The 12,776-nt window shown below is 55.7% G+C and carries 13 protein-coding genes, 1 pseudogene and 1 other annotated feature; of the genes and pseudogenes, 11 read left to right on the forward strand and 3 right to left on the reverse strand.

What is annotated here, in order from left to right; all coding sequences use genetic code 11:
* Positions 1-72: 72 nt before the first annotated feature.
* Both HV355_RS01190 and rnm read right to left on the reverse strand, forming a co-directional pair.
* A complete protein-coding gene (locus HV355_RS01190; protein ID WP_182400723.1) occupies positions 73-693 on the reverse strand; it encodes an L-threonylcarbamoyladenylate synthase in 621 nt (206 codons plus the stop codon).
* Positions 690-1,571: an RNase AM gene (gene rnm / locus HV355_RS01195; protein ID WP_174339680.1), complete on the reverse strand. Its 882-nt coding sequence runs from the start codon at positions 1,569-1,571 to the stop codon at positions 690-692. The genes HV355_RS01190 and rnm overlap by 4 nt, the downstream gene beginning before the upstream one ends.
* A 160-nt stretch (positions 1,572-1,731) precedes the next feature.
* Positions 1,732-1,826: a sequence feature (Trp leader region), on the forward strand.
* Positions 1,827-1,849: 23 nt separating this feature from the next.
* On the opposite strand from rnm, the gene HV355_RS01205 reads away from it, so the two are divergent.
* From HV355_RS01205 to yedF, 7 genes are all read left to right on the forward strand, one after another.
* Positions 1,850-3,412 carry an anthranilate synthase component 1 gene (locus HV355_RS01205; RefSeq protein WP_182400724.1) on the forward strand — a complete coding sequence of 521 codons (1,563 nt, stop codon included), beginning with the start codon at positions 1,850-1,852 and terminating at the stop codon, positions 3,410-3,412.
* Positions 3,412-5,007, forward strand: coding sequence for a bifunctional anthranilate synthase glutamate amidotransferase component TrpG/anthranilate phosphoribosyltransferase TrpD (gene trpD, locus HV355_RS01210; protein ID WP_182400725.1), 1,596 nt, complete (start codon positions 3,412-3,414; stop codon positions 5,005-5,007). The genes HV355_RS01205 and trpD overlap by 1 nt, the downstream gene beginning before the upstream one ends.
* Before the next feature lie 3 nt (positions 5,008-5,010).
* On the forward strand, positions 5,011-6,369 hold the full coding sequence (gene trpCF / locus HV355_RS01215; protein ID WP_148401193.1) for a bifunctional indole-3-glycerol-phosphate synthase TrpC/phosphoribosylanthranilate isomerase TrpF: 1,359 nt from the start codon (positions 5,011-5,013) through the stop codon (positions 6,367-6,369).
* A gap of 10 nt (positions 6,370-6,379) precedes the next feature.
* A complete protein-coding gene (gene trpB, locus HV355_RS01220) occupies positions 6,380-7,573 on the forward strand; it encodes a tryptophan synthase subunit beta (protein ID WP_010431806.1) in 1,194 nt (397 codons plus the stop codon).
* Positions 7,573-8,382: a tryptophan synthase subunit alpha gene (gene trpA / locus HV355_RS01225; RefSeq protein WP_042719119.1), complete on the forward strand. Its 810-nt coding sequence runs from the start codon at positions 7,573-7,575 to the stop codon at positions 8,380-8,382. Before trpB ends, trpA begins: the two co-directional genes overlap by 1 nt.
* Before the next feature lie 169 nt (positions 8,383-8,551).
* On the forward strand, positions 8,552-9,763 hold the full coding sequence (yedE, locus tag HV355_RS01230; RefSeq protein WP_108417798.1) for a selenium metabolism membrane protein YedE/FdhT: 1,212 nt from the start codon (positions 8,552-8,554) through the stop codon (positions 9,761-9,763).
* Positions 9,760-9,993: a sulfurtransferase-like selenium metabolism protein YedF gene (yedF, locus tag HV355_RS01235; protein ID WP_003856774.1), complete on the forward strand. Its 234-nt coding sequence runs from the start codon at positions 9,760-9,762 to the stop codon at positions 9,991-9,993. Before yedE ends, yedF begins: the two co-directional genes overlap by 4 nt.
* 43 nt (positions 9,994-10,036) lie before the next feature.
* On the opposite strand, the gene ompW is transcribed toward yedF, so the two are convergent.
* Complete coding sequence (gene ompW, locus HV355_RS01240; RefSeq protein ID WP_010433029.1) at positions 10,037-10,669, reverse strand: outer membrane protein OmpW; 633 nt, start codon at positions 10,667-10,669, stop codon at positions 10,037-10,039.
* A 183-nt stretch (positions 10,670-10,852) separates the two neighbouring features.
* On the opposite strand from ompW, the pseudogene HV355_RS01245 reads away from it, so the two are divergent.
* From HV355_RS01245 to yciA, 4 genes and pseudogenes are all read left to right on the forward strand, one after another.
* Positions 10,853-10,942, forward strand: a pseudogene (locus tag HV355_RS01245) (YkgJ family cysteine cluster protein); the annotation flags it as partial.
* 25 nt (positions 10,943-10,967) lie between these two features.
* Positions 10,968-11,711 (forward strand): YciC family protein, encoded by a 744-nt coding sequence (locus tag HV355_RS01250; RefSeq protein ID WP_042719117.1) that lies wholly within the window; start codon positions 10,968-10,970, stop codon positions 11,709-11,711.
* A gap of 13 nt (positions 11,712-11,724) precedes the next feature.
* Complete coding sequence (locus tag HV355_RS01255) at positions 11,725-12,264, forward strand: septation protein A (protein WP_010433024.1); 540 nt, start codon at positions 11,725-11,727, stop codon at positions 12,262-12,264.
* 96 nt (positions 12,265-12,360) lie between these two features.
* Positions 12,361-12,756 (forward strand): acyl-CoA thioester hydrolase YciA, encoded by a 396-nt coding sequence (gene yciA, locus HV355_RS01260; RefSeq protein ID WP_089600589.1) that lies wholly within the window; start codon positions 12,361-12,363, stop codon positions 12,754-12,756.
* Positions 12,757-12,776 lie beyond the last annotated feature (20 nt).

Below are 12,776 nucleotides of genomic sequence, written 5' to 3' on the forward strand. Positions count from 1 at the left end.
ACAGGCGTCGAATCAGGTCAAAAGAGGGCCGGGCCCTGCTTTGATGGCCGCGTAGTATATCTGCTTACACCTTTACAAGAAAGGCTTAACATCACCCACGCCTTCACGAATCACTTCCGGCGCATCTTCAGTTAAGTCGACCACCGTGGTCGGCTGTTGGCCAAGATAGCCGCCGTGAATAATCAGCTCAACCACCTTCTCCAGACGATCTTTGATCTCTTCCGGGTCGGACTCGGTAAACTCACTTCCCGGCAGCATCAGCGAGGTGGAGAGCATCGGTTCGCCGAGGGTTTCCAGCAGCGCCTGCGCAATCGGATTAGATGGCACGCGCATGCCGATGGTTTTGCGTTTTTCCTGCAGCAGACGACGCGGTACTTCCTTCGTGCCTTTCAGGATGAAGGTGTAGTTGCCCGGCGTGTTGTTCTTAATCAGGCGAAACGCCACATTATCAATATACGCGTAGGTCGACAGCTCAGAGAGATCGCGGCACATCAGGGTAAAATTATGACCGTCCGGCAACTGGCGAATACGGCAAATACGCTCCATCGCCCCTTTATCTTCAATTTTGCAGCCCAGCGCGTAGCCTGAATCGGTCGGGTAGACAATGACGCCGCCTTTGCGGACGATCTCCACGGCCTGGTTAATCAGACGTGGCTGCGGGTTATCAGGATGGATATAGAAAAACTGACTCATACTTCCCTCTCTTCAATTTGCTGCGGCTGTTCCCAGAGCTGCCAGACCGGCTCAACGCCAGCAGGCAACCAGAGCTTGCGACCCAGTTCGATCCAGGCGCAGGGCTGATGGAAATCAGACCCTTGTGACCCAAGCAGGCCGAACTGACGAGCATAGGTGGCAAGCTGTGCACGCTCATTGGGCGCCTGCTGACACTGGGCAACTTCCATTGCCTCACCACCGCATTCGGCAAAGTGCGCCAGCAGCCTTTTCAACCATTTAGCAGAAAGATTATACCGTCCCGGATGGGCCAGCACAGCCTTACCGCCAGAATGATGAATCACATCAATAGCTTGTTTTATTGTACACCACTGTGGCGGAACGTATCCGGTTTTCCCGCGCGCCAGATACCGTTTAAAGACGTCCGCCATGGTCGTCGCTTTACCTGCCTCAACCAGAAAACGGGCGAAGTGACCGCGCGTCACGGCCCCACCGTTCGCCAGCTTTTGCGCCCCTTCGAGTGCGCCAGGAATGTGGGCCTTCTCCAGACGTTCGCCAATCATCTCTGCACGCTGGTTGCGGCGTGTTTTTTGTTCTTGCAAAAACGCACACATTGCCGGATGGTCTATATCAATGTTGAGGCCAACAATATGAATTTCATGGTTTTCCCAGACGGTCGAGATCTCAACGCCGGCGATCAGGTTCAGCGCCAGCCCGCTGCGAGCGATCTCAGCGCGCGCCGCCGGAATGGCATCTGTTGTATCGTGATCGGTTATCGCCAGCGTGCCGACACGCATTTCAACGGCACGATGAACCAAGGCTTCGGGCGTCAGAAGGCCATCAGAGGCCTGAGTATGGCTGTGTAAATCGTAAATAATGGCGTAGGTGGTATCGCTCAAAGCACTTCCCATAACAGGTTGGAGACATCCGAAAACATCATGATACCGACATAACGCGAAATTCTGAAATCAAGGGTTGACAACACGCCATCGAACTAGTTAACTAGTACGCAAGTTCACACGAGAAAGGTATCTGAAAATGACAGCACATTTCACTCTGCACGGTTGGTGGCGCACTTCCTGATCTTCGGGCAGTGTCACGCGTCTGCGAAATGCAAACAGATACCCAGCCCGCTACCCAGCGGGCTTTTTTTTGAACAGAAAATGAGAACACTATAATGCAAACAGCCAAACCACACCTCGAACTGCTGACCTGCGAGGCGGCCTATCGTCACAACCCCACCGCACTGTTTCATCAGGTTTGCGGAGCGCGTCCGGCTACCCTACTGCTGGAATCTGCGGATATCGACAGTAAAGACGATCTCAAGAGCCTGCTGCTGGTCGACAGCGCGCTGCGCATTACCGCTTTAGGTGACACTGTCACCATCAAGGCGTTATCAGAGAATGGTGCATCGCTGCTGCCACTGCTGGACGCCGCACTGCCTTCTGGCATAGAAAACGAGCGCCATCCGGACATGCGCATTCTGCATTTCCCGGCGGTCAGCCAGTTGCTGGACGAAGACGCGCGGCTCTGCTCTCTTTCCGTTTTCGATGCCTTCCGCCTGCTGCAGAATCTAGTCACCGTGCCGGCAGAGGAACGCGAAGCGATGTTCTTTGGCGGGCTGTTTGCTTACGACCTGGTTGCCGGTTTCGAAGATTTGCCGGAAACGGAACAGGGTAACCGCTGCCCGGATTACTGCTTCTATCTGGCTGAAACCCTGCTGGTGATCGACCATCAGAAAAAATACACCCGCGTTCAGGCCAGCCTGTTCACTCCATCGACCGCTGAGAAAAACCGTCTTGAGCACCGCATCGCTCAGCTTCAGCAGCAGATGACGGAAGAGCCACCGGCGCTGCCTGTGCAGCGTGTGGAGAAAATGACGTGCGACGTTAACCAGACCGACGATCAGTACGGCGCCGTGGTTCGCCAGATGCAAAAAGCGATTCGCGCCGGGGAAATTTTCCAGGTGGTGCCTTCACGCCGCTTCTCACTGCCCTGCCCGTCGCCGCTCGCAGCCTACGACGTGCTGAAAAAGAGCAATCCAAGCCCGTACATGTTCTTCATGCAGGACAATGATTTCACGCTGTTCGGCGCATCCCCGGAAAGCTCGCTGAAGTACGACGCCACCAGCCGTCAGATTGAGATCTACCCGATTGCCGGTACCCGTCCACGTGGACGCCGCGCCGACGGCTCGCTGGATCGCGATTTGGACAGCCGTATCGAACTCGAAATGCGGACTGACCATAAAGAGTTGTCAGAGCACCTGATGCTGGTTGACCTGGCGCGTAACGATCTGGCACGCATCTGTACCCCTGGCAGCCGCTACGTGGCGGATCTGACCAAAGTTGACCGCTATTCGTTCGTGATGCACCTGGTCTCCCGCGTGGTGGGTGAGTTGCGCCACGACCTTGACGTTCTGCACGCCTACCGCGCCTGCATGAACATGGGCACCCTGAGCGGTGCGCCGAAAGTGCGCGCCATGCAGCTGATTGCCGCCGCCGAAGGACGCCGTCGCGGCAGCTACGGCGGCGCGGTGGGCTACTTCACGGCTCACGGTGACCTCGACACCTGCATTGTTATCCGCTCCGCTTATGTTGAAGACGGTATTGCCACCGTCCAGGCGGGTGCCGGGATTGTTCTTGATTCTGTTCCGCAGTCTGAAGCTGACGAAACGCGCAGTAAAGCGCGTGCGGTCCTTCGCGCCATTGCGACTGCACACCACGCACAGGAGATTTTCTGATGGCTGACATTCTGCTGCTCGATAATATCGACTCTTTTACCTATAACCTGGCAGATCAGCTGCGTGCGAATGGTCACAACGTCGTTATCTACCGCAACCACGTACCGGCGCAGACCCTGATTGACCGTCTGGCAACTATGCAAAACCCGGTGCTGATGCTCTCCCCGGGGCCTGGCGCACCGAGCGAAGCGGGCTGTATGCCGGAGCTGCTGACCCGTATGCGCGGCAAGCTGCCGATCGTCGGCATCTGTCTGGGACATCAGGCGATTGTTGAAGCCTACGGCGGCTACGTTGGCCAGGCGGGTGAGATCCTGCACGGCAAAGCCTCCAGTATTGAACATGACGGCCAGGCAATGTTTGCCGGGCTGCCGAATCCGCTCCCGGTTGCGCGCTACCACTCGCTGGTGGGCAGCAATATTCCTGCGGGGCTGACCATTAATGCCTCGTTTGAAGGCATGGTGATGGCGGTACGTCATGATGCGGATCGCGTCTGCGGTATGCAGTTCCACCCGGAATCGATCCTGACTTCCAACGGTGCGCGCCTGCTGGAACAGACGCTCGACTGGGCGTTACAGAAGCTGGAGCAAACCAATACCCTGCAACCGATTCTGGAAAAACTGTATCAGGCGCAGACCCTGAGCCAGCAGGAGAGCCACCAGCTCTTTTCCGCCGTGGTTCGCGGCGAGCTGAAGCCCGAACAGCTGGCGGCTGCGCTGGTGAGCATGAAAGTGCGTGGTGAACGCCCGCAGGAGATCGCCGGTGCCGCCACGGCCCTGCTGGAAAATGCCGCCCCGTTCCCGCGTCCGGACTATCAGTTTGCCGATATCGTTGGGACCGGCGGTGACGGCAGTAACAGCATCAACATCTCTACAGCCAGCGCCTTTGTCGCCGCGGCGTGTGGGCTGAAAGTGGCGAAGCACGGTAATCGCAGCGTCTCCAGCCGGTCAGGCTCTTCCGATCTGCTCGCCGCGTTTGGCATTAACCTGGATATGAAAGCAGAGCGTTCTCGTGAAGCGCTGGATGACCTGGGCGTCTGCTTCCTGTTTGCACCGAAGTATCACACCGGTTTCCGCCACGCGATGCCAGTGCGGCAGCAGCTTAAAACTCGCACGCTGTTTAACGTGCTCGGCCCGCTGATCAACCCGGCCCATCCACCGCTGGCGCTGATTGGCGTTTATAGCCCGGAACTGGTTCTGCCGATTGCTGAGACACTGCGCGTGCTGGGCTACAAACGTGCCGCCGTGGTACACAGCGGCGGTATGGATGAAGTATCGCTGCATGCACCGACGCTGGTTGCCGAACTGAACAACGGTGAAATTATGAGTTACCAGCTTGAGGCTGCTGACTTCGGCTTAGCGCCGTATCGTCAGGAAGCGCTGGCAGGCGGTACGCCGGAAGAAAACCGTGACATTCTCACGCGCTTATTACAAGGTAAAGGAGAGGTTGCCCACGAGGCCGCCGTGGCTGCCAACGTCGCTATGCTGATGCGTTTGCACGGTGAGGAAGACCTGAAGGCCAACGTTCAAAAAGTTCTGGACGTACTGCGCTCCGGTGCAGCTTACGATCGCGTTACCGCACTTGCGGCAAGAGGGTAAAGAATGCAAACCGTTTTAGCGAAAATCGTTGCCGATAAGGCCATCTGGGTAGAAGCCCGCAAGCAACAGCAGCCGCTTGCCAGCTTCCAGAATGACGTCGTACCAAGCCAACGACGTTTCTATGATGCCCTGCAGGGTGCGCGCACCGCGTTTATTCTTGAGTGCAAAAAAGCGTCCCCGTCGAAAGGCGTTATTCGTGACGATTTTGACCCGGCGCGTATTGCCGGTATTTATAAGCATCATGCGTCCGCCATCTCCGTGCTGACGGATGAGAAATATTTCCAGGGCAGCTTCGATTTTTTGCCGATCGTCAGCGGCATCGCGCCGCAGCCGATCCTGTGCAAAGACTTTATTATCGATCCGTATCAGATCTGGCTGGCGCGTTTCTACCAGGCCGATGCCTGCCTGCTGATGCTCTCGGTGCTTGACGACGAGCAGTATCGCCAGCTCTCCGCCGTCGCGCACAGCCTGAACATGGGCGTGCTGACCGAAGTGAGCAACGAAGAAGAGCTTGAGCGCGCCATCGCGCTGGAAGCCAAAGTGGTCGGCATTAACAACCGCGATCTGCGCGACTTGTCCATTGACCTGAACCGCACGCGCCAGCTGGCACCGCGTCTCGGGTCTGGCGTTACGGTTATCAGCGAATCCGGCATTAACAGCTACGCCCAGGTGCGCGAGCTGAGCCACTTCGCTAACGGTTTCCTGATTGGCTCCGCCATGATGGAGCATGACGATCTCAACGCGGCTGTGCGTCGCGTGCTACTGGGTGAAAACAAAGTCTGCGGCTTAACCCGCGAACAGGATGCCCAGGCCGCGTACGAAGCCGGGGCGATTTATGGCGGGCTGATCTTTGTCGATTCGTCCCCTCGCGCGGTCAGCGAAGAGCAGGCGCGTAAGGTCATCTCAGCGGCTCCGCTCAGCTACGTGGGCGTTTTCCGCAATGCAGATATTGAAGATGTTGCGGCAAAAGCCGAGGCGTTATCCCTGAGTGCGGTGCAGCTTCACGGCAGCGAAGATCAGGCGTATATCGATGCCCTGCGCGCCGCGCTGGCGCCTCAGGTTCAGATTTGGAAAGCGCAAAGCGTCGGCGAGACCCTGCCCGCACGTAACCTGAACCATGTGGATAAATACGTGCTCGATAACGGCCAGGGCGGCACCGGCCAGCGTTTTGACTGGTCACTGCTGAGCGGCGAAAAGCTGGACAACGTTCTACTGGCGGGCGGATTAAGCCCGGATAACTGCGTAGAAGCCGCGAAAACCGGCTGCGCAGGCCTCGATTTCAATTCAGGCGTAGAGTCCCAACCGGGTATTAAAGATGCCAACAAACTGGCCTCGGTTTTTAAAACTCTGCGTGCATATTAAGGAAGAGAAGATGACGACATTACTAAACCCGTATTTTGGTGAGTTCGGCGGGATGTACGTCCCGCAAATCCTGATGCCCGCGCTGCGCCAGCTGGAAGAAGCCTTTGTCAGCGCGCAGAAAGATCCGGCGTTTCAGGCGGAATTTACCGACCTGCTGAAGAATTACGCCGGTCGTCCGACCGCGCTGACCAAATGCCGCAACCTGACGGAAGGCACCAAAACCACGCTGTATCTGAAGCGTGAAGACCTGCTGCACGGCGGTGCGCATAAAACTAACCAGGTGCTGGGCCAGGCGCTTCTCGCGAAGCGTATGGGTAAAACCGAAATCATCGCCGAAACCGGCGCGGGTCAGCACGGCGTGGCCTCTGCGCTTGCCAGTGCCCTGCTCGGCCTGAAATGCCGAATCTATATGGGGGCGAAAGACGTTGAGCGTCAGTCTCCGAACGTCTTCCGTATGCGCCTGATGGGGGCAGAAGTGATCCCGGTACACAGCGGTTCCGCCACGCTGAAAGATGCCTGTAACGAAGCGCTGCGCGACTGGTCTGGCAGCTACGACACCGCGCACTACATGCTCGGCACAGCCGCAGGCCCGCACCCGTTCCCGACTATCGTACGCGAATTCCAGCGTATGATCGGTGAAGAGACCAAAGCGCAAATCCTCGAGAAAGAGGGTCGCCTGCCGGATGCGGTGATCGCCTGCGTTGGCGGCGGGTCTAACGCCATCGGCATGTTTGCTGATTTCATTGACGACACCAGCGTTGGTCTGATTGGCGTCGAGCCTGCCGGCCACGGGATTGAATCCGGTGAGCACGGCGCGCCGCTGAAGCATGGTCGCGTAGGGATCTACTTCGGAATGAAATCCCCGATGATGCAAACCGATGAGGGCCAGATTGAAGAGTCTTACTCTATTTCTGCCGGCCTTGACTTCCCGTCCGTTGGCCCACAGCATGCGTATCTGAACAGCACTGGCCGCGCGGACTATGTTTCCATTACCGATGACGAAGCGCTGGAAGCCTTTAAAACGCTGTGCCGCAGCGAAGGGATCATCCCGGCGCTGGAGTCTTCTCATGCCCTGGCGCATGCGCTGAAAATGATTAAAGAGAACCCGGAAAAAGAACAGCTGCTGGTGGTAAACCTTTCCGGTCGCGGTGACAAAGACATCTTCACCGTTCACGATATTCTGAAAGCACGAGGGGAAATCTGATGGAACGCTACGATAACGTATTTGCAGAACTGAAGTCCCGCCAGGAAGGCGCGTTCGTTCCCTTCGTCACTCTGGGCGACCCAGGCCCGGAACAGTCGCTGAAGATTATCGATACCCTGATTGAAGCCGGTGCCGACGCGCTGGAGCTGGGTATTCCGTTCTCTGACCCGCTGGCAGATGGCCCGACCATCCAGAATGCGACGCTGCGCGCATTTGCCTCCGGCGTGACGCCAACCCAGTGTTTCGAGATGCTGGCGGCGATCCGCCAGAAGCACCCGACCATTCCGATCGGCCTGCTGATGTACGCCAACCTGGTCTTTAACCGCGGTATTGATGAGTTCTATGCCGAGTGCGCGCGCGTGGGCGTCGACTCCGTGCTGGTAGCAGACGTGCCGGTTGAGGAGTCTGCCCCATTCCGCCAGGCGGCGATGCGCCATAACGTTGCGCCGATCTTCATCTGCCCGCCAAACGCCGACGACGAACTGCTGCGCCAGATTGCTTCTTACGGACGCGGGTATACCTACCTGCTCTCCCGAGCGGGCGTCACCGGTGCCGAGAATAAAGCGGCGCTGCCGCTGCATCATCTGGTGGAGAAGCTGGCTGAATATCATGCCGCGCCTCCGTTGCAGGGCTTTGGTATTTCATCCCCGGATCAGGTTGCTGCAGCAATTGATGCGAAGGCCGCCGGGGCGATTTCCGGTTCCGCCATCGTAAAAATCATCGAGAAGAACGTGGATAAGCCAGAGCAGATGCTGGCCGAGCTCAAAACCTTCGTGACCGAGATGAAAGCGGCAACGCGTAAAGCATGATGCACTCCCCGTCTGGCGCAACTGCCAGACGGTTCCCCTTTTACCCCTGTCGAGTTACGTCAAAATTGATCGCGTCGATATTCTCGGTGCGAATGACTTTTCAAACCCTGCCGTAAGCGTATGATTCGGTTTCTTTCTGTTTATACCTTCTGAGTTCAGAGGCTTACACATGTCATGGCAACATTTCAAACAGGCTTATCTGGTTAAGTTCTGGTCACCTGTACCGGCCGTTATCGCGGCAGGTATTCTCTCTACTTATTATTTTGGCATTACCGGCACCTTCTGGGCCGTTACCGGGGAATTTACCCGCTGGGGCGGACAGCTGCTGCAGCTGGCGGGCATCCACGCTGAAGAGTGGGGCTACTTTAAGCTCATTCACCTGGACGGTACCCCGCTCACCCGCATAGATGGGATGATGATTATCGGGATGTTCGGCGGCTGCTTCGCGGCGGCGCTGTGGGCTAACAACGTGAAGCTGCGCATGCCAAAAAGCCGTATCCGCATCCTGCAGGCGGTAGCCGGTGGGATTATCGCAGGGTTTGGCGCGCGTCTGGCGATGGGCTGTAATCTGGCGGCGTTCTTCACCGGGATCCCACAGTTTTCGCTGCACGCCTGGTTTTTTGCCGTGGCAACCGCAATCGGCTCTTACTTTGGCGCAAAATTCACGCTTCTGCCGTTTTTCCGCATTCCGGTAAAAATGACCAAAGTTAGCGCCGCATCGCCATTAACGCAAAAACCCACTCAGGCCCGCCGCCGTTTTCGTCTGGGTATGCTGGTCTTTTTCGCCATGATCGCCTGGGCACTGTGTACTGCGCTGAATCAGCCAAAACTGGGGCTGGCGATGCTGTTCGGCGTTGGTTTTGGTTTGCTGATTGAGCGCGCGCAAATCTGCTTTACCTCGGCGTTTCGCGACATGTGGATCACCGGACGCACCATGATGGCCAAAGCCATTATTGCCGGGATGGCCGTGAGCGCGATCGGCATCTTCAGCTATGTTCAGCTTGGCGTCGAGCCGAAAATCATGTGGGCTGGCCCTAATGCGGTCATCGGCGGGCTGCTGTTTGGCTTTGGCATTGTGCTGGCGGGCGGCTGTGAGACCGGCTGGATGTATCGCGCCGTCGAAGGTCAGGTGCATTACTGGTGGGTGGGACTCGGGAATGTGATTGGCTCCACCCTCCTGGCCTACTACTGGGATGACGTGTCACCCGTACTGGCGACGAACTGGGACAAGGTTAATCTGCTGAATACCTTTGGCCCACTCGGTGGGCTCGTGGTGACCTATGCCCTGCTGCTGCTCGCCTTTTTACTGGTTATTGCACAGGAGAAACGCTTCTTCCGTCGTGCCACCGTCAAAACTGCAACGCAGGAGAATGCCGCATGAAAGAGATCGTGCCTGACTATCGCCTCGATATGGTGGGTGAACCTTGTCCTTACCCGGCTGTCGCCACGCTTGAGGCACTGCCGCAGCTTAAGAAAGGTGAAATTCTGGAAGTGGTGAGCGATTGCCCGCAGTCGATCAATAACATTCCGCTGGATGCCAAAAACCACGGCTATACCGTGCTGGATATTCAGCAGGATGGACCAACGATTCGTTATTTGATTCAGAAATAATCGATGACATGCGCCCTGAAGAGGGCGCATTGAAGAGCACGCGTTAGAAACGATAGCCTGCTGAGAACATAAATACCCACGGATCCAGACGGGTATTGATGCTTTGCTGCTGGCCACCGGCTTTGAAACGAACGTCAGTATCAATGTCCATGTACCAGACTGAGGCGTTGATTAACCAGTCACGGTTAATCAGATAATCAAGACCTACCTGCCCCGCCATACCCCATGAGTCTTTCAGGCTAAGGTCAGTCAGACCAGCTTCTTTACCGGTATCGTTAAACTTCTCATCAAAGAAGGTCGTGTAGTTCACACCCGCGCCAATGTACGGGCGCACCTTGCTGCTGGCATCACCAAAGTACCACTGCGCCATCAACGTCGGCGGCAGATGGTGCACCGTGGCGATATCGCCGGTCGGCCCAAGGCCAACGCGATGGCGGAACGGCGTTGCGGCCAAAAGCTCAACGCCGATGTTTTCTGTCGCCATATAGGTAAAGGTCAAACCTAACTGGGTGTTATTGCTGACATTAAAGCCGCCCATTCCCAGTACGCTATCGGAACCTTCAGTTGGGCGAACCGTTGCCGAACCGGCTCGAATAAAAAATTCGCCTGCTTCATGCGCATACGCGCCACCAGAGAGACTGCTTAAGATAAGGGCTGCCACCGCTAATTTTTTCATATCCGCTCCATCGTTGTGGTTTTAAGTGCGGATGAGAATATACTCACAAAAGAGTATTAAGTGATCTATCACAGATCACATTAAAACCAGTAAGTTAACATTCATTGATCTGGGTTAATTTTTGATAATCAAACATAACCCGCCAGGTGGGTTCTACATCAAATTTTAGTGATGAGCGAAAAATTACTGCCGCTTTACAAAGATATGCTTTTCCATACAAGCCTTGATGCTGCCACGGCACTCTTATCCGGTGTACAATTGCCGGCTAATTAACACCTGCAATACTCAAGGAGAGTGCATGTCTATCACGGCGAAGTCTGTCTACCGTGACACGGGAAATTTTTTCCGCAATCAGTTCATTACCTTTTTACTGATCGCGCTGCTATGCGCCTTTATCACGGTGGTGCTTGGTCATGCGTTCTCACCGAGTGAAGAACAGATTGCCAGCCTGAGCCAGGGCGACCATCTTGCCGGTAGCGTAGGGTTATTTGAACTGGTGCAAAACATGACGCCGGAGCAACAGCAAATCCTGCTGCGGGCGTCCGCGGCATCGACATTTTCAGGTTTGATCGGTAATGCTGTTCTGGCGGGCGGCGTGCTGCTGATGATTCAGCTCGTTTCGGCGGGTCATCGCGTCAGTGCCCTGCGCGCCATTGGCGCCAGCGCGCCAGTGCTCCCTAAGCTGTTCATCGTCATCTTTTTAACCACGCTGCTGGTACAAATGGGGATTATGCTGGTCGTGGTACCGGGTGTATTACTGGCTATCGTGCTCTCTTTCGCGCCGGTAATGATTGTGCAGGATAAGATGGGTATCTTTACTGCGATGCGCAGCAGCATCAGACTGGCGTGGGCGAACATGCGTCTGGTGGCACCTGCGGTGATCGGCTGGCTCCTTGCCAAAACGCTACTGTTATTATTTGCACCAAATTTTGCCGTGTTAACGCCGAACGTTGGCGCGGTCGTTGCTAATACGCTGAGCAACCTGATATCAGCAGTTCTGCTGGTCTACTTGTTCCGCCTGTATATGTTAATTCGTCAGTAATTGGGATCGTAGAATGAAGCAGTTTCTTGATTTTTTACCGCTGGTCGTCTTTTTTGCGTTTTACAAGCTGTACGACATTTATGCCGGAACGACGGCGCTGATTATTGCTACCGCTATCGTGCTGATATACAGCTGGGTGCGTTACCGCAAAGTTGAAAAAATGGCGCTGATCACCTTCATTATGGTGGCTGTATTTGGTGGCCTGACGTTGTTCTTCCACAATGATGAATTCATCAAATGGAAGGTCACGGTGATTTACGCGCTGTTTGCAGGTGCGTTGTTGATCAGCCAGTGGGTAATGAAAAAGCCGTTGATCCAGCGCATGCTGGGCAAAGAGCTAACGCTGCCGCAAGAGGTGTGGTCCCGTCTGAATGTCGCCTGGGCGGTGTTCTTTATTCTCTGCGGCCTCGCCAATATCTACATTGCTTTCTGGCTACCGCAGAACATCTGGGTCAACTTTAAGGTCTTCGGGCTGACCGCGTTGACGCTTATCTTCACGCTGTTGAGCGGTGTTTATATCTATCGACACATGCCTCAGGACGACAAGCACTGATCCTCACGCCCGGAACATGCGCGTTCCGGGCTATTTTCTCCCGCTAAAAATCATAGTAGCATCCCGCCTGAAGTCTTCAGTTACGAGTTTAAAACAATGACAACAAATGACGCCCCTCAGGGCGAACTGGTTTTACGCACACTGGCAATGCCTGCGGACACGAATGCCAATGGCGATATTTTCGGCGGCTGGCTAATGTCGCAGATGGATATGGGTGGGGCAATTTTAGCAAAAGAGATTGCGCACGGGCGGGTGGTGACTGTCCGGGTGGACGGCATGACCTTCCTGCGCCCGGTCGCGGTGGGGGATGTGGTGTGCTGTTACGCGCGCTGCGTGAAACGCGGCAACACGTCAATTTCCATCAACATTGAAGTATGGGTGAAAAAGGTCTCTTCCGAACCGATTGGACAGCGTTACAAAGCCACGGAAGCGCTGTTTATTTATGTGGCGGTCGATAACGCGGGTAAACCGCGTCAGCTCCCTCAAACCTGATTGTCAGACAAAAAAGCCTC

It is taken from the genome of Enterobacter sp. RHBSTW-01064 (assembly GCF_014103035.1).
Lineage (GTDB): Bacteria > Pseudomonadota > Gammaproteobacteria > Enterobacterales > Enterobacteriaceae > Enterobacter > Enterobacter mori.